This window comes from Cellulophaga sp. HaHaR_3_176 (assembly GCF_019021925.1).
In the GTDB taxonomy this organism is placed as follows: Bacteria; Bacteroidota; Bacteroidia; order Flavobacteriales; family Flavobacteriaceae; genus Cellulophaga.
In genome coordinates, this window is the sequence record NZ_CP058990.1 from 3,054,567 (window position 1) to 3,071,839 (window position 17,273).

General features: G+C 31.7%; 19 protein-coding genes. 8 read left to right on the forward strand and 11 right to left on the reverse strand.

Annotated elements, in window-relative coordinates; all coding sequences use genetic code 11:
* Window position 1 precedes the first annotated feature (1 nt).
* From H0I23_RS13425 to H0I23_RS13435, 3 genes are read left to right on the forward strand one after another with little or no spacing between them, the layout of a single operon-like run.
* Window positions 2-3,139, forward strand: a complete 3,138-nt coding sequence (locus H0I23_RS13425; RefSeq protein ID WP_216783809.1) for an efflux RND transporter permease subunit — start codon at window positions 2-4, stop codon at window positions 3,137-3,139.
* Between the two features lie 4 nt (window positions 3,140-3,143).
* A complete protein-coding gene (locus H0I23_RS13430) occupies window positions 3,144-4,559 on the forward strand; it encodes an efflux transporter outer membrane subunit (RefSeq protein ID WP_216783810.1) in 1,416 nt (471 codons plus the stop codon).
* A gap of 15 nt (window positions 4,560-4,574) precedes the next feature.
* Complete coding sequence (locus H0I23_RS13435) at window positions 4,575-5,183, forward strand: TetR/AcrR family transcriptional regulator (protein WP_216783811.1); 609 nt, start codon at window positions 4,575-4,577, stop codon at window positions 5,181-5,183.
* Here the strand turns inward: H0I23_RS13435 and H0I23_RS13440 are convergent.
* Both H0I23_RS13440 and H0I23_RS13445 read right to left on the reverse strand, forming a co-directional pair.
* Window positions 5,167-5,637, reverse strand: coding sequence for a CYTH domain-containing protein (locus H0I23_RS13440; protein ID WP_216783812.1), 471 nt, complete (start codon window positions 5,635-5,637; stop codon window positions 5,167-5,169). The genes H0I23_RS13435 and H0I23_RS13440 overlap by 17 nt on opposite strands.
* A 1-nt stretch (window position 5,638) precedes the next feature.
* Window positions 5,639-6,304 (reverse strand): NAD(P)H-binding protein, encoded by a 666-nt coding sequence (locus tag H0I23_RS13445; protein WP_216783813.1) that lies wholly within the window; start codon window positions 6,302-6,304, stop codon window positions 5,639-5,641.
* A gap of 137 nt (window positions 6,305-6,441) precedes the next feature.
* Here H0I23_RS13445 and dinB point away from each other — a divergent pair, with 137 nt between their 5' ends.
* Window positions 6,442-7,554 carry a DNA polymerase IV gene (gene dinB / locus H0I23_RS13450; protein ID WP_216783814.1) on the forward strand — a complete coding sequence of 371 codons (1,113 nt, stop codon included), beginning with the start codon at window positions 6,442-6,444 and terminating at the stop codon, window positions 7,552-7,554.
* Window positions 7,555-7,608: 54 nt separating this feature from the next.
* Here dinB and H0I23_RS13455 read toward each other — a convergent pair whose 3' ends face one another.
* The 4 genes from H0I23_RS13455 to H0I23_RS13470 form a co-directional block, all read right to left on the reverse strand.
* Window positions 7,609-7,989: a plastocyanin/azurin family copper-binding protein gene (locus H0I23_RS13455; protein WP_216783815.1), complete on the reverse strand. Its 381-nt coding sequence runs from the start codon at window positions 7,987-7,989 to the stop codon at window positions 7,609-7,611.
* Between the two features lie 36 nt (window positions 7,990-8,025).
* Window positions 8,026-8,562, reverse strand: coding sequence for a carboxymuconolactone decarboxylase family protein (locus H0I23_RS13460; RefSeq protein ID WP_216783816.1), 537 nt, complete (start codon window positions 8,560-8,562; stop codon window positions 8,026-8,028).
* A 22-nt stretch (window positions 8,563-8,584) separates the two neighbouring features.
* Window positions 8,585-8,743 (reverse strand): hypothetical protein, encoded by a 159-nt coding sequence (locus H0I23_RS13465; protein WP_216783817.1) that lies wholly within the window; start codon window positions 8,741-8,743, stop codon window positions 8,585-8,587.
* A gap of 91 nt (window positions 8,744-8,834) precedes the next feature.
* Window positions 8,835-9,683 carry an AraC family transcriptional regulator gene (locus H0I23_RS13470; RefSeq protein ID WP_216783818.1) on the reverse strand — a complete coding sequence of 283 codons (849 nt, stop codon included), beginning with the start codon at window positions 9,681-9,683 and terminating at the stop codon, window positions 8,835-8,837.
* Between the two features lie 309 nt (window positions 9,684-9,992).
* Here H0I23_RS13470 and H0I23_RS13475 point away from each other — a divergent pair, with 309 nt between their 5' ends.
* Window positions 9,993-10,562, forward strand: coding sequence for a TetR/AcrR family transcriptional regulator (locus tag H0I23_RS13475; protein WP_216783819.1), 570 nt, complete (start codon window positions 9,993-9,995; stop codon window positions 10,560-10,562).
* An 84-nt stretch (window positions 10,563-10,646) separates the two neighbouring features.
* Here H0I23_RS13475 and pyk read toward each other — a convergent pair whose 3' ends face one another.
* The 5 genes from pyk to H0I23_RS13500 form a co-directional block, all read right to left on the reverse strand.
* Entirely contained in the window at window positions 10,647-12,089 is a 1,443-nt protein-coding gene (pyk, locus tag H0I23_RS13480) for a pyruvate kinase (protein ID WP_216783820.1), read from the reverse strand.
* A gap of 3 nt (window positions 12,090-12,092) precedes the next feature.
* A complete protein-coding gene (locus H0I23_RS13485) occupies window positions 12,093-12,539 on the reverse strand; it encodes an IPExxxVDY family protein (protein WP_254073608.1) in 447 nt (148 codons plus the stop codon).
* A gap of 135 nt (window positions 12,540-12,674) precedes the next feature.
* Window positions 12,675-13,412: a ribonuclease III gene (gene rnc / locus H0I23_RS13490; RefSeq protein WP_216783822.1), complete on the reverse strand. Its 738-nt coding sequence runs from the start codon at window positions 13,410-13,412 to the stop codon at window positions 12,675-12,677.
* 9 nt (window positions 13,413-13,421) lie between these two features.
* Window positions 13,422-14,672: a beta-ketoacyl-ACP synthase II gene (gene fabF, locus H0I23_RS13495; protein ID WP_216783823.1), complete on the reverse strand. Its 1,251-nt coding sequence runs from the start codon at window positions 14,670-14,672 to the stop codon at window positions 13,422-13,424.
* Window positions 14,673-14,792: 120 nt separating this feature from the next.
* Entirely contained in the window at window positions 14,793-15,026 is a 234-nt protein-coding gene (locus H0I23_RS13500) for an acyl carrier protein (RefSeq protein ID WP_008269813.1), read from the reverse strand.
* A gap of 159 nt (window positions 15,027-15,185) precedes the next feature.
* On the opposite strand from H0I23_RS13500, the gene purN reads away from it, so the two are divergent.
* The 3 genes from purN (at window position 15,186) to H0I23_RS13515 (ending at window position 17,220) form a co-directional block, all read left to right on the forward strand.
* A complete protein-coding gene (gene purN, locus H0I23_RS13505; RefSeq protein WP_216783824.1) occupies window positions 15,186-15,752 on the forward strand; it encodes a phosphoribosylglycinamide formyltransferase in 567 nt (188 codons plus the stop codon).
* Window positions 15,745-16,212, forward strand: coding sequence for a ribonuclease HI (rnhA, locus tag H0I23_RS13510; protein ID WP_216783825.1), 468 nt, complete (start codon window positions 15,745-15,747; stop codon window positions 16,210-16,212). Before purN ends, rnhA begins: the two co-directional genes overlap by 8 nt.
* Window positions 16,213-16,293: 81 nt before the next feature.
* Complete coding sequence (locus H0I23_RS13515) at window positions 16,294-17,220, forward strand: PfkB family carbohydrate kinase (RefSeq protein WP_216783826.1); 927 nt, start codon at window positions 16,294-16,296, stop codon at window positions 17,218-17,220.
* The last annotated feature ends 53 nt before the right edge of the window (window positions 17,221-17,273 follow it).

Genomic DNA, 17,273 nt, shown 5'->3' on the forward strand with positions numbered 1-17,273 from the left:
TATGTTAAAAACATTTATTGAAAGACCCGTTCTTTCAACAGTAATCTCTATTATCATAGTAGTACTTGGTGTCATCAGTATATCAAGTTTACCAATAGAGGAATATCCAGATATTGCGCCGCCAACCATTAAGGTGACAGCGTCTTATGCCGGAGCCAATGCCGAAACTGTTTTAGAGAGTGTAATCATTCCTATTGAAGAACAAATTAATGGTGTTGAAGGTATGAGTTATATTACCTCAACGGCTTCTAATACAGGTACTGCAGAAATCACTGTTTATTTTGATCAAGAAGTAGATGCAGATATTGCTGCGGTTAACGTACAAAACCGTGTTTCGCGTGCAAGTGCTTTATTACCTCAAGAGGTTATCCAAACAGGTGTGATAACACAGAAACAAGAAACAAGTGCATTGATGTTTATTTCAATGTATTCTGAAAATGAGAACTATGATGCAACATTTATTCAGAATTACTTAAAAATAAATGTTGTGCCTGCAATGCAACGTATTAGTGGTGTTGGAGATGTTAGTTTATTCTCTCAACAAGATTATGCTATGCGTATTTGGCTGAAACCTGAAAAATTAGCAACATACGGTTTAATACCTTCAGATATTACAGCTGCTTTAGCAGAACAAAATTTAGAAGCAGCAGCAGGTTCTTTAGGTCAGAATAATGGTGAAGCATTTTCATACACATTAACATATAGCGGACGTTTTAAAAATGAGCAACAATATGCAGATATTGTTATTAAAGCTTTAGGTAATGGAGAATTTCTTCGCTTGAATGATGTAGCTACTATAGAGTTAGATGCTCAATCATATGCTGCTAACGCAATCAGCATGGGTAACCCTGCTGTATTTATGGGTATTTTTCAAACTAAAGGATCGAATGCAAGAGAAATTATTGAGAATATCAAAGTTACACTGGAAGATGTAAAAAAAGACCTTCCAGAAGGTTTAGATGTTTTTGTACCTTATGATACTAGTTTATTTTTAAATGCCTCTATAGAAAAAGTAATTAGTACATTATTAGAAGCCTTTTTATTGGTGTTTTTAGTAGTATTTATCTTCTTACAAGATTTTAGATCTACATTAATTCCTGCAATTGCAGTGCCGGTTTCTATTATTGGTACGTTCTTTTTCTTAAACGTTTTTGGGTATTCAATCAACCTATTAACACTATTCGCGTTAGTTCTCGCCATTGGTATTGTGGTGGATGATGCTATTGTGGTTGTAGAAGCCGTACATGCCAAATTGGATGAAGGTGAAAAGAATCCCAAAAAGGCGACACTAACCGCTATGAATGAAATATCTGGCGCTATTATATCTATTACTTTGGTAATGGCAGCTGTATTTATTCCGGTAACATTTGTAACTGGTCCTACAGGTGTATTTTACGAGCAATTTGGTGTTACTTTAATTATTGCTATTTTAATTTCAGCAGTAAACGCATTGACTTTAAGTCCTGCATTATGTGCATTATTATTGAAAGGGCATAAAGATGATGAGGAGCTAAAAAGTAAAAGTCCATTAAAACGTTTTTACACACTTTTTAATCGTGGCTTTAATGCTACGATAGATAGATACGGAAAATCACTTCAATTTTTATATAAGAGAAAATGGGTATCGCCTTTATTGATAATTTTAGCTGTTGCTGGAATTTTCTGGGCATCTAACACAACACCTACAGGTTTTGTACCGAATGAAGATAGAGGTATTATTTTCGCAAATATTGCATTACCAGAAGGTGCGTCTTTAGATAGAACAGATGCTGTTTCTAGAGATTTATACGGTAAAATAAAAGATATTGATGGCGTTGTAGCTGTAAACTTTATTAAAGGTAGAAGTTTACTTAATGGATTAGGTAGTAATTATGGTTTTGGAATTATAAAACTAGCTGACTGGGCTGACCGTGAAGATGTTTCAACTTCTGTGCAATCCATTACAGGTAAGTTGTTCGGGGTTGCTGCAGGCATAAAAGAAGCAAATATTATTTTCTTCTCACCACCTAGTATTAGAGGTTTTGGTAACTCAGCAGGTTTTGAGGTGAATTTATTAGATAAGTTTGGTGGCGAGTTTAAAGACTTAGATCAAGCGAATAAAGATTTCGCAATGGCTTTAATGTCGCATCCAGAAGTGAAATATGCACAATCATCTTTCAGTACAAACTATCCTCAATATGAAATGGAAGTTAATGTACCATTAGCAAAAGAAAAAGGTGTGCCTATTAACAGTATATTCTCAACTTTACAAGGATATATTGGTGGTATTTACGCTTCAGATTTCTCTCGATTCGGAAAACAATTTAGAGTATATATACAAGCTTTACCAGATGATAGAGCTGATGTAGATGATCTAAACAGTATGTACGTACGAACAGATTCTGGTGAAATGACGCCAATTACACAGTTTGTGAAATTGGAGCGTGTATATGGCCCACAATCGGTAACACGTTTTAACTTATTTAACTCTACATCAATAACTGGTGCTACAAACGAAGGTTTTAGTACTGGTGACGCTATTAGAGTTATTGAAGAGGAAGTCGCTAAATTACCAAACAATTACACCATTGCTTATTCTGGTTTAACTCGAGAAGAAGTAAGTGCTGGTAACCAAACTATATTCATTTTTGGTTTAAGTATTTTATTTGTGTTTTTCTTATTGAGTGCGCAATACGAAAGTTATTTATTGCCATTTGCTGTAATTCTTTCTTTACCGTTTGGTGTATTTGGAGCTTATATAAGTACTAAACTATTTGGTTTAGAAAATAACATTTACTTCCAAATTTCTTTAATTATGCTTATTGGATTACTCGCTAAAAACGCCATACTTATTGTAGAAATTGCACTGCAAAAACGGAAAGCTGGCGAAAGTATCGTTGAGGCAGCTATCGATGGAGCTAAATCACGTTTACGACCTATTTTAATGACCTCGTTTGCCTTTATTTTAGGTTTAATGCCATTAGTATTAGCAAAAGGTGTAGGTTCTGAAGGAAATAGATCTATTGGAACAGGTGCTGTTGGAGGATTGCTTATAGGTACTATTTTAGGAGTCTTTGTAATTCCTATCTTATTTATATTATTCCAGTGGTTACAAGAAAAAATTTCTAGTAAACCAGAAGTACAAACTATTGAAGAATAAAACTATGAAATCTATTATAAATCGTAAAAACATTACTAAAACTATGCTATTAGGTATAGTTTTAGTAACACTGCAAGGTTGCTTTGTTGCAAAAGATTACAAGCGCCCTGAGCTAGTAGAAACTGAAGCACTTTATCGTACTGATAATTTGTCTACAGATAGTCTTTCTATGGCTGATGTATCTTGGAGAACTATGTTCACCGATCCACATTTGAGCCAATATATAGAAGAAGGACTTGAAAACAATATGGATATCCGTATTGCAATTCAACAAATGATAGCCGCCCAAGCATATGCAAAACAAGGGAAAGCAGGTTATTTCCCGACCCTAAGTGTTGGGACAAATTATACACGTCAAGAGTTTTCAGAAAATAGCCAGTTTGGCTCTATATTTTCTGGAGGTTTAGATGCTTATGATGTTACAGCAAACTTATCTTGGGAAGCCGATATTTGGGGAAAAATAAGAAGTAACAAAAGAGCCTCTCAAGCAGATTATTTACAAAATGTTGCAGGGCATCAAGCTGTAAAAACACAATTAATTTCTAGCATTGCAAATACATACTACAACTTATTAGCTTTAGATGCCCAATTAGAAGTAACTAAGGAAACTATTGCAACAAGAGAAAGTGGTGTAACAACTATTAAAGCATTGAAAGATGCTGGTCAAGTAACGCAAGTAGCCGTAGATCAAAACGTAGCGCAGTATAATAGCGCAAGAGCCTTACAAGTAGATATTGAAGCCGCAATCTTCAAAACAGAAAATACGCTTAGTATTCTACTAGGCAAAGCTCCTCAAACATTTGAAAGAAGTAGCTTAGATACTCAAAGCCTTGATCAAGAAATGAAACTAGGAGTACCGAGTACATTACTTAGAAACAGACCAGATGTTATGGCTGCTGAATATGCTTTAATTAAAGATTTTGAGTTAACTAATGTAGCTAATAGCAGTTTTTACCCTTCATTAACTTTAACGGCTTCTGGTGGTTTACAAAGTTTAGAGTTAGATAAATTATTTAATGCTAACTCATTATTTGCAACAATAGTAGGCGGACTAACTCAACCACTTTTAAATCAAAGAAAATTAAAAACTCAAAAGGAAGTTGCTCTTGCTAATCAAGAAAGTTCTTTACTAAATTTTAAAAAGACCTTATTGGTTGCTGGTAGTGAAGTCTCAAATGCTTTATATACTTACGAAGCTGAAACTAAAAAATTCGAATTTAGACAGAACGAAGTTGAAGCTTTACGTACAGCAGAAGCTAACTCTGAAGAATTACTTAAAAATGGTTATGCTAACTATTTAGATTTATTAACTGCCAGACAAAGCGCCTTAAGTGCAGAGCTTAATATCATCGATAGTAAATTACAACAGTTAGTTTCTATTGTAGATTTATATGAAGCACTTGGTGGTGGATGGCAATAAAAAAATAATTCAAACATGATAGATAAAAATCATTTTTTAGAATTCGCTATTTCTAAATTCACGCAATTTGGAAGTAAAAGATTTACATTAGATGATCTTGCTCATGAAATGGGAATTTCAAAAAAAACTATCTATCAATGTTTTTCAAATAAAGAAACAATCGTTCATGAAAGTCTTTTATTACTGCTAGATAAAATAAAGATTGAACTGAAAGAAGCTATTGAAAAAGAAAAAAACAATCCTATCCTGTGTATCATTTTGATATATAGAATAGGATTATTTCACTTACAGACCTTTAGTCCTTCTTTTGTATTTGGTTTAAAAAAATACTACCCTAAAACAGAAAAATTATATACTAGTTTTAGAAACAATGAAATTTATTTAGAAGTGCTTAATCTACTCGAAAGAGCCCAAAACCTTAAACAAATTAGGAGTGATGTAAACCTACAACTAACATCTAAACTATGTTTAAACCGCTTAGAGTTTATACTTTTTTCATCTGAAAATTTGTTTGAAAAATATACAATTCAAGAATTATTAAATCATTTAATCACCAATAACCTTAAAGGTATTGTTACTGAAAATTATTTAAAAGAAAACAACTTTACTATTCCCAATTCTTAAAAGGATTTTTACTTAACTGAGAATTGTAATATTTTGTAATACCAGAAACCTCTTCTCCTAACCAATCTGGTATAGTGAAGCTTTCATTTTCTGAAGACAGTTCTACCTCAGCAACGACTAAACCTTCGTTATCCCCCGAAAATTCGTCGACTTCAAAAATATGATTACCCACCTTTACCTCATATCTTACTTTATCAATAATTCCTGGTTCTGCTAATTTCAATAATTCTTCAACCTCAATTCTTGTTATTTCTTTTTCCCACTCAAAACGAGAAACACCAGATTCATTTCCTTTACCTTTTACAGTTAAAAAACCTTGATCTCCCTTAATTCTAACTCTAACCGTTCGTTCAGGGTTTGTATTTAAAAACCCTTGCACTATTCGTTTTTTAGTTACTGCCTGTTCTTTATAAGCATCTGAAGTAATTAAAAATTTTCGTTCTATTTCTAACATATTAAGCAACAATATTTTTAATCTTATCTGACTCTATTTTCACCTCTTTAAATTTATTATTAGCAAGCCAAACCATTGCTTTTGCTATAGTAATTGGTTCAATCGTCCTATATTTTTTTAATGACCCAATCATAATTAACCCTAAAACCTTCATGGCTTTTTTAAACAGCCACTCTCCAGTTCTTTTTTCTGATCGCTCTCCTCCAATTAACGACGGCTGTAAAATATAAGTATGCTTCAAATTCTGAAGTAATATATCATCTTCCATTTCTCCTTTTACTTTATTATAAAAAACATTGCTTTTACTATTAGCACCTAATGCAGAAATTACAATAAAAGTAGAAATTGAGTTTTCATGAGTCAATTTAGCCATACTAACTGGAATGCCATAATCTATTTTTTTATACGTTTCATTGTCTGGAGTTTTCTTTTTAGTAGTACCAATACAACAAAACACTTCATCACCAGTAAAATCTGATTTATAGGTTTCAACCTTAAACAAATCTACTAGATATTCCTCTAATTTATCGTGCGTAAACCCAACTGAAGATCTTGAAAAGAGTTTCACTTTGTCATATCTATCATCTTTTAAAAGAAGTTCTAAAAGCTTTCCTCCTGTTAAACCTGTTGCACCTACTAATAATGCTGTTTTTTGTATCTCTTTCATACTTCTAAAGTAAATTAATTTAATGCCATTTATAGACCCATTTGTATTTATATTTTGCGCTATTGATGTAAAGAGGAAATGTTTTAATTTTAAATTGATAACCCCTTAAATAATTTACAGAACTTGTAAATTTGTATATGGAAAACACTAATCCTCTTAGAAAAATTATTCATGTAGACATGGATGCTTTTTACGCTTCAGTAGAGGAATTAGATAACCCTGACCTTAAAGGAAAACCACTTGCTGTAGGCGGCAGTGAAATTAGAGGTGTAGTTGCTGCTGCCAATTATGAGGCTCGTAAGTTTGGTGTAAAAAGTGCAATGAGCAGTTATATTGCTAAAAAAAACTGCCCCCACCTTACCTTTGTTAAACCAAGATTTGAGCGTTATAAAGAAATTTCACAACAAATTAGAAAAATTTTTTTTGATTATACTGATTTGGTCGAGCCATTATCTTTAGATGAGGCTTATTTAGATGTTACTATAAATAAAAAAGGAAATCCTTCAGCTTCATTAATAGCTGAAGAAATCCGGAAGCGTATTTTTGACGAAGTTGGTTTGGCAGCTTCTGCCGGAATTTCTATTAATAAATTTATTGCAAAAATAGCTAGTGACTATAATAAGCCTAACGGACAAAAAACAATAAATCCAGAGGAGGTTATTGAATTTTTAGAAACGTTAGAGATCCGTAAATTTTATGGTGTAGGTAAAGTAACTACTGAAAAAATGTATCGCCTAGGTATATTTACTGGCTTAGATTTAAAAAAGAAAGAAGAAGCTTTTTTAACAACGCATTTTGGTAAAAGCGGAGCATATTATTATCATGTTGTTAGAGGTATTCATAACAGTCCTGTAAAATCACATAGAATTCCAAAATCAGTTGGTGCTGAACGTACATTTAGCGAAAATTTAAGTAGTGAAATTTTCATGCTAGAACGTTTAGAACATATAGCTAACGAATTGGAAAAACGACTGATAAAATCTAAAATTTCAGGAAAAACAATTACTTTAAAAATCAAATACAGTGACTTTACATTAAATACAAGAAGCAAAACACTACCTTATTATATTTCTGACAAAAACCTTATTTTAGAGGCTGCCAAAGAGCTTTTATATCAAGAAAAAATGGAGAATTCAGTTCGCTTGCTAGGTATTTCTCTTGCTAATTTGAATACTGATAAAAAAGAGAAAAAACGCATTGAAATAGATAAAAAAGATTCCGTTTCTATTCAATTACAATTCGATTTTTAAACTAAAAACCCTGTAAAAACTAATTCACAGGGTATATAGATAAAAAAAAATTACTTATTTTACAGTTAAAATATTATCTGTAGAAGTTGGGTTTAAAGGGCAAAAGTAAACATACTCACCTTTAGCTAGTTTTGTTGGTTTAGAAGTTTGCTTTAAACCTGTACCTACAGCTTTTGTAACATATGCTGTTTGTATGTGGTTTTCTGGTTTAGAGATATCTTCTCCTTTTTTCACCAATACAAATCCTACATCATGCCCTACTGCATTGTTAGCAATTTCAAAAGTATAAGTACCTTCGTCTACCGTAATTTGTTTTTGTGTAAATTCTCCTTTTGTTTGCTCAAGTGAAATTGTTTTATTCATTTTCATGTCCTGTGCATTTACTGAAAATAATGATCCTAATGCTACTGCTAATACTACTACTAAATTTTTCATGTTTTTGTTTTATTTAAAATGATTACTTATTTTTTTTTAAAGTGCTATACTTACTTCTGGAAAATCTACAGGAACGTCAGTTGTTTTGTGTAAATAATTTGAAATCGTTTTATCACCTACTAATACAATTGTATCTACTAGGTTTTCTTTAGTCCAACCTGCGTTAAAAAACTCTTGTACAACAGCCTCATCAGTTGCTCCTCTGTTTTCTGTAATATTTTTTGACAATGCTGCTAATGCATTTAATTTGCCATCAAAAGATGCTTTACCTGCTCGCAATTCTAAAACTTGTGCATCAGTAAAACCATTCATTTTACCTATTGCAGTATGTGCTGCTAAACAATAAGCACATTCATTAACTTGACTAACCGCTAGGTTTACAACTTCTTTTTCTTTTGCTTTAAGTGATGTTTTTGCCCCGCTTAATGCTAAGTAATTCTGTAAGGCATTTTCACTATATGCATATGTTGCAAATAAGTTAGGTACAAATCCTACTCCTTTTTCTAAATTGTCAAATAACGCTTGATTTGAACTTGATACTTCTTCTCTTTTAGGTACATTGAATATGCTCATAATTGTATGTTTTTTTAAAAATTTATATTGATATGAAAGGTCTTTCTGCATCACAATAAAAATCATGATGAAATTTTTCTGAACAGTGTGTTTGAGGAATACTGTTCAATGCTAATTTTTGTTTTGATGTACTTCGGAAAATTTCTATTAAATTGAAAATTGATTTATTTTTTGATTTCATCGTTGCTGTTTTTTAATTACACTGCAAAGATGCGATCAGAAAGAACCTTTTTGTTATTACTAATTTCCCGACTAGTTGTAGAAATTTCCCCTTAGCCTATAATTGCTTTGTTTTCACGGTATTTAGTGGGTGAGGTAGTCGTCATTTTTTTAAAGAAACTACTAAAATGAGCTGAATCATTAAAACCAAGTTCAAAAGCTATCTCTTGATTTTGTTTGTCAGTAAACTGCATTAATCGCTTTGCTTCTAATGTTATTCTTTCTAAAATAATTTGCTGTGGCGATTTTTGATTGTATTTCGCGAAAAGGTTTGATAATGTTTTAGGACTTTTAAAAAGTAAATCGGCATACTCTCCTACTTTACGCTTTGTCTTATAATGTGTGTCAACCAAAACATTAAATTTTCTTATAATGTCTATCTGTTCATTATCTAAATCTTTAAGTATCAATTGGTTTTTTGCTAAACGTGTGCACATAATAATCAGTCGCTTTAAAAGCATTTGAAGCATATCTCCTTGAATTTTATCTGACGTAGCAAATTCATCTTGAAAAATCTCATAAAGTGTTTCAAACTTCTTTTTTTGATCTTCAGGAATAGTAACTATTGGTAAAGCTTGTGTTCCAAAAAATAAAATTCCGTTGCATGAAACTTCTGTATCATGATCAGCTATGCAATAAAACTCTCTATTGAACAAAAAGCTTGTTAAAGGTTGTTCTGTTTTAGCAAAAGATACATGATGTAAATATGTAGTTGTTACAATTTGATTTGGCAAAAGTAAAATATCAGCATTATCGATAGTTATTTCTAAAGGCGTTGTATTTCTATTCCATAAAAAACTTATGGTAGAAGAATTTATCCTGAATGATTTTTCTTCTTTTTTAATATCATCAGCCAAGCCGAATATAGAACCTAAATTAGTATCGTAAAACTCGTATTTCATAGTATTAATTTTGCTACACGCTATAGTATTAGTCACAAATAAAACATAACCTTACGCTTCTTTATACCCTCAAAAAACACTTTAATATATTTCTAAATAAAATATTATTTTAACGTTCTACATTAAAAATACAAATCATTATTTAATGATTTAAGCTACAATTTAAAACACAATTAAAAAGTAAAAATTGTACAAAAAACAAACAATTTATAAGCAACTATAGATTGATATTTAGTGTTTTAACCAAATAAAAAATCTCCTTATCGGTAATATAGAGGCTCATTATGCTTTTAAATTATATTTGCTTTTATGAAAAAATTAGAACTTCGTGAACACATTATCAAAGTAGCATCAGAACTTTTTTATGCTAACGGATATAATGCTACAGGAATTAATGAAATTATATTAAAGGCAGAAATTGCAAAAGCTACCTTATATAGTCATTTTAAATCTAAAGACGAACTTTGTATTTCGTATTTAAAAAATATGAATGATAATTTTATGAATGGTTTACATGTTCATATAGAATCTAAAAAAGAATCAAAATTACAGCTACTTGGTATTTTTGATTACCTAAGAGATCTTTATTTTAATCCTGATTTTAATGGCTGCTGGTCTATTAAATGTATGGCCGAAATTGGCAAAGAGGATAACGAAATAAGAAAAGAAATTAAGAGTCAAAAAAACAATTTGATGTCTTATTTGAAGATTATAATAAATAACAATTTACCACAAAATTCTAACGCAGAAACTGAAAAATTATCGAATGCAATTTACTTGCTTTATGAAAGTGCCATTTCTGAAAGCCACCTTCACGAAAGTGATTGGCCAATTTATTCTGCACGAACAATTGCGCTACAATTACTACCAAAAGCCTAATAAACAGGCGCTTACTACTAAAAAAGGCTTCAAAACGAAATTTCGTCTTGAAGCCTTTTTTTAATTATATACCTTATTTACTATTTACATATGAGATTTTTCAATCTCTGTAACTCTAAGTGTGTTTACCATACCCTTATCTTTCATAGGCATAGCAGCTAAACTAATTAACATATCACCTACTTCTAAAAAGCCTTTTTCACAAGCCATTTTATTAACGTCTTCTATCGTTTCATCAGTAGTAACATACTTATCATAAAAGAACGCTTTTACACCCCATAAAAGGTTTAATTGCGTAAGTATTCTCCTATTTGATGTAAATACTAAAATATGTGCACTTGGTCTCCAAGCTGATATTTGAAAAGCAGTATAACCACTATTTGTTAATGTAGAAATTGCTTTTGCTTTGATATCATTAGCCATAATTGCTGCATGATAACAAACAGATTTTGTTATAAATCTATTTGTTCTAATATGTGGAGCTTCATGTGGCACCTTAATTAGGTTAGAGTTCTCTACTGTTTCTAATATACTAGCCATTTTTTCAATTACTTGAACTGGGTAGTTACCTACAGATGTTTCTCCTGATAACATTACTGCATCTGCACCATCCATAACTGAGTTAGCAACATCATTAACTTCTGCTCTAGTTGGTGTAAGACTTGTAATCATAGTCTCCATCATTTGAGTTGCAATAATAACTGGTATTCTTGCTTTTTTAGCTTTTAACACTAATTGCTTTTGAATTAATGGAACTTCTTGAGCAGGAACTTCAACACCTAAATCTCCACGAGCAACCATTAAACCATCACAATAAGCAACAATTTTATCTATATTTTCAACAGCCTCTGGTTTTTCAATTTTAGCTATAATTGGAATTTTCTCATCAGAGTGTTCTTTTATAAGACTTTGAAGATCTATTAAATCTTGACTAAAGCGAACAAAGGATAAAGCTATCCAATCTACCTTTAATGAAACTGCAAAAATTGCATCTTTAATATCTTTTTCAGTAAGTGCCGGTAAAGAGATGTTTGTATTTGGAAGGTTTACACCTTTTTTAGATTTTAAAGGACCACCTTGTATAACCTTAGCCTTAACTTCGTTGTCTTTATTTGTAGAAAGCACTTCAAACATTAACTTTCCATCATCTAAAAGAATTTTCTCTCCTACATTTACATCTTTAGGAAAAGATGCATAGTTCATGTATACACGCTCAGCATTACCTTCAAAAGGTTTTCCAGTAACAAATGTAATCTCATCACCTGGAGCAACTACAATTTCGCCTGCCATTACACCAACTCTAAGCTTAGGACCTTGTAAATCACCTAAGATAGAAACGTTAACACCCATTTCTTCATTCAATTCACGAATCATAGTAACACGTTCTGTAACATCACTATAATCTGCATGAGAAAAGTTAATTCTAAAAACATCTACTCCTGCTTCGATCATTTGTCTAAGCACTTCTTTCTTACTTGTAGCTGGTCCTAGAGTAGCAACAATTTTCGTTTTCTTTTTAGTTGGCATTGTTTAAAATATTAAATTATTTTTAGATTTTAAAGCGTCGGTATTTACCGTGTAAGCTGTAATTATTTTCGGAATCGCTAATATTGATTTTAAGATATCTTCTTCAGACTCTAAATCTTCTTGCTCCAATTTTATAAAGTAATCCACATTTTTATACTCTGGGATTAAGTGTTTTTTTGTTTGTGATGGAACATCTGCAAAAAAACCATTGTTATCATTAATATCTTCAATTTGTACGCTATTGGATATTAATGTCCAATACCTATCATTTATAGTATCCTTCCATTCAAAAATAGGAAGTGATAAATTGTCTGAAAATACTAAATTCTGTTTTCTTCTTTTAAAACCACACTTAAGATGCTTATTTATAGTATAAGCTAGTGTAAAGTCTTCTAAACTACAATGCATAGCAATCAAAGCAAAAGAATCTTCGTAAAAATCCAGTGACATTTTATGCGTTGCGACCATAGGCATCTGTAAAAACCAAGTGGTAAATATATAATTTATGTGTGTGTAAAACTAGTAGATAACTTTTTTTTAACCTCTCAAATTCAGCGAAAACGTTATAGATTTAAAAAAAATAACTTATTCTTTGTCAATTTTATTTTGAAGAGCATAATAAGCTCTTTTAGATGCCATTTCTTCAGCTTTCTTTTTTGAAGTTGCTCTTGCTTTTGCAACAACTTTATCATCAATTTTAAGCTTTACCCCAAAATGCTTTACAGTATCGTTACCAGAATCTTCATAAATGTCGTAAAAAAATGATTTCTTTTGTTTTTGACACCACTCAATAACTAAACTTTTATAACTAATAACTTTACCCTCAAGCTGCTCTATATCAACATAGGGCTCAATAACTCTTGTGCTAATAAATTTTTCGCAATATTTATAACCTCTATCTAAATAAATAGCACCTACTAAGGCCTCAAAAACATTACCATGAATGTTATCTCCAAAATGAGATTTTGGAATTCTACTTTCTACAAACTCAATAAGGTTTAAATCTTTACCTAACTCATTTAAATGCTCTCTACTTACTATTTTAGATCGCATTTTAGTCAAATAACCCTCATCACCCGTTGGAGACTCGTTATATAAATATTTAGATATTATTGTACCCAACATAGAATCTCCCAAGAATTCTAGTCTTTCGTAATTCATAGGTGCTCCACTAGCATCTTTTACATTCGCAGATCTGTGTAAAAAAGCTTTTTTATAGATATCTAATTTTTTTGGTTTAAAACCAAGTATTCGGGATACCCCTAAAAAAAAATCCCCATCCTCTTTAGAATGGGAATTAAATATATTTGAGGGAAAATTCATTCTTTGAAATTAATCAATTTTTTTGAAAATTACACATGCATTGTGCCCACCAAAACCAAATGTATTACTTAAAGCAACTTTCACATCTCTCTTTTGAGCTTTATTCAAAGTTAAATTTAACCTTGGATCTATATTTTCATCTACATGTTTGTGATTAATTGTTGGAGGAACAATACCGTGCTCGATAGACAATATTGATGCAATCGCTTCTATTGCACCTGCTGCACCTAATAAATGCCCAGTCATCGATTTTGTAGAGTTTATATTGATATTCGGAGCATGATCACCAAATACTTTTGAAATTGCTTTCAATTCAGCAACATCACCAAGCGGTGTAGAAGTACCATGTGTATTAATCGCATCTACATCTTCAGGTTTTAAGCCTGCATCTTTTAAACAATTTTCCATTACCCTAACTACTCCAATGCCTTCTGGGTGTGGAGCCGTCATATGGTAAGCATCACTTGATAACCCACCACCAGCAACTTCTGCATATATTTTTGCTCCTCTTGCTTTTGCATGCTCATATTCTTCAAGAATTAGAGCTCCTGCTCCCTCACCTAATACAAAACCATCTCTGGTAGCATCAAATGGTCTTGAGGCTGATTCCATTTCATCATTTCTAGTAGATAATGCGTGCATAGCACCAAAACCTCCCATACCAGCAATAGTCACCGCTGCTTCACTACCACCTGTTACAATAACATCACAATGCCCTAAACGAATAGAGTTTAACGCATCAAATATTGCATTTGCAGATGAAGCACATGCAGAAACAGTAGTATAGTTTGGCCCCATGAAGCCATGCTTTATTGAAATATTACCTGGAGCAATATCAGCAATCATCTTTGGAATAAAGAAAGGATTAAACCTTGGAGTTCCGTCTCCAGAAGCAAAATTTAATACTTCATTTTGAAAAGTCTCTAAACCTCCAATACCTGCTCCCCAGATAACTCCAACTCTAAATTTATCAATAGTATCAAAATCGATTCCACAATCTTTTATTGCTTCATCTGAAGATACTAGTGCGTATTGAGCAAATCTATCTAACTTTCTTGCTTCTTTTCGATCAAAAAAATCTAAAGCATTAAAGTTTTTAAGTTCGCAAGCAAATTTAGTTTTAAACTTTTCGCTATCGTAATAAGTAACAGGGGCTGAACCACTTTTACCTTTAACTAAACTATCCCAATACTCCTCAACAGTATTACCTATTGGGGTTAATGCCCCAATTCCAGTAACAACAACTCGCTTTAACTGCATTGATTTTATTTTATTTGTATATTCTAAACCTTATGTTGGGTGTAAATTAAAAAAAAATATCCATGCAGAACAATTACCGCATGGATATTTTACAATCTTAGATCTTAAGATTTCATAAAATTACTTTGCTTCCTCTATATAACTGATCGCTTGACCAACAGTAGCAATATTCTCTGCTTGATCATCAGGAATCTGAATATCAAACTCTTTTTCGAATTCCATTATCAATTCAACAGTATCCAATGAATCTGCTCCTAGATCATTTGTGAAGCTTGCTTCTGTAACAACCTCGTTTTCATCTACACCTAATTTATCAACAATGATAGCTTTAACTCTTGATGCAATATCTGACATAATTATTCTTGTTTTAAAAATTTAACTGATGGCAAAAATAAAAAACTTTGGATTAATAACACTATTTGTCGTTAAAATGTATTGTAATTTACTAAAATTAAATACAAGAATGTTAATTTAGCCCAAAATAAATCTTCTTCAATAACCTCAAAACACCGCATGAAACGTATTGTTCTTTTTGCTTCTGGTTCTGGATCTAATGTTGAAAACATATTTCAATATTTTCAAAACAATGCAGAGGTTAGTATAGCCACTGTTTTAACTAACAAAATCGATGCCAAAGTTTTAGAAAGATGTAATAGATTAAAAATCAGTGCATTATACTTTAACAAAACAGCATTTACCGAAACTGATTCTGTTTTGGATTTTTTAAAATCTACCAATCCAGATTTAATTATATTGGCTGGTTTTCTCTTAAAAATACCTGAAAAGCTTGTAAAAAACTTCCCAAATAAAATAATAAATATTCACCCAGCGCTCTTGCCAAAATATGGAGGTAAAGGAATGTACGGAATGAATGTTCATAACGCGATTAAAGCTAATAATGAGCAAGAAACAGGTATAACTATCCATTTTGTCAATGAAAATTATGACGAAGGTGCCATAATAAAGCAAGTAAAAGTAAAATTATTACCTGAAGATTCTGCTGATGATATTGCAAAAAAAGTACATCAATTAGAATATGAGCATTTTCCTAAAGCAATAGAAGAGTTATTAAATGATTAAATCAGACGTACATATATATACTGATGGTGCCGCTCGTGGCAACCCTGGCCCTGGAGGATATGGAATTGTGATGGAATGGGTAGGAAAACCTTATAAAAAAGAGTTTTCTGATGGCTTTAAACACACCACTAATAACAGAATGGAGCTTTTAGCTGTAATTGAAGCTTTAAAAAAGCTGAAAAAAGAAGGCGTTACCGTTACTGTTTTCACTGACTCTAAATACGTTGTAGATACCATTGAAAAAAAATGGTATATAAAATGGGAAAAAACAAATTTTAAGGATAAGAAAAATCCTGATTTATGGAAGTTATTTTTAATTGAATATAGAAAACACAAGGTTGCTCTTAAATGGATAAAAGGGCACAACAACCACCCTCAAAACGAGCGCTGCGATGAATTAGCTGTTGCAGCATCAAAAGAAAAAGTTTTAAAAATAGATACTGGTTTTGTACCGAAGTAAATTCTTGTTCATTCTTTTTTTAATACTTGCTTATGTACCTTAAAAACTTACCCTTATATTTGCATAAAATTACACACCATAATGGGTAAATTATTAATAGTAGGTACCGTTGCTTTCGATGAAATAGAAACTCCTTTTGGAAAAACGGATAAAATTTTAGGAGGGGCAGCAACATTTATTGGTTTAGCTGCATCACAATTCAAAGTTGAATCAGCAATTGTTTCTGTTGTTGGAGATGATATGCCTAAAAAGTATTTAGACTTATTATCTGATAAAAAAATTGACCTTTCAGGATTAGAAATTGTTAAAGGTGGAAAGACTTTTTATTGGAAAGGAAAATACCATAACGATTTAAATTCTAGAGATACACTTGCTACTGAATTAAATACATTAGCAGATTTTAATCCTATCGTGCCCGAGCATTTTAAAAATGCAGATATTGTTATGTTAGGTAATTTGCACCCAAGCGTTCAGCTTAGTGTAATTAATCAAATGACAGAGCGACCAAAGTTAATAGTGTTAGATACTATGAATTTTTGGATGGACAATAGTTTACCTGAATTATTAGAAGTAATTAAGCATATTGATGTTATTACTATTAATGACGAAGAAGCTCGACAATTAACCGGAGAATATTCTTTAGTAAAAGCAGCTGCTAAGATTGAAGAAATGGGACCTAAATACGTAGTAATCAAAAAAGGAGAGCACGGCGCTTTATTATTTCATAAGAAGAAAATATTTTTCGCACCTGCATTACCTTTAGAGGAAGTTTTTGACCCAACTGGAGCTGGTGATACATTTGCAGGTGGTTTTTCAGGCTATCTTGCCGAAACTGAAAACATATCATTCGACAATTTAAAGAATGCTATTATCTACGGATCTAACTTAGCATCATTTTCTGTAGAAAAGTTTGGTACAGAACGAATGGAGAAACTGAGTAAAGAAGAAGTGGATAAAAGATTACATCAATTTAAAGAATTAAGTCAGTTCGACATAAAATTAAAATAACCTACGCCTTGCATTTTTTTGCAGGGCTTTTTTAATATATCTCAAGAGAAGAA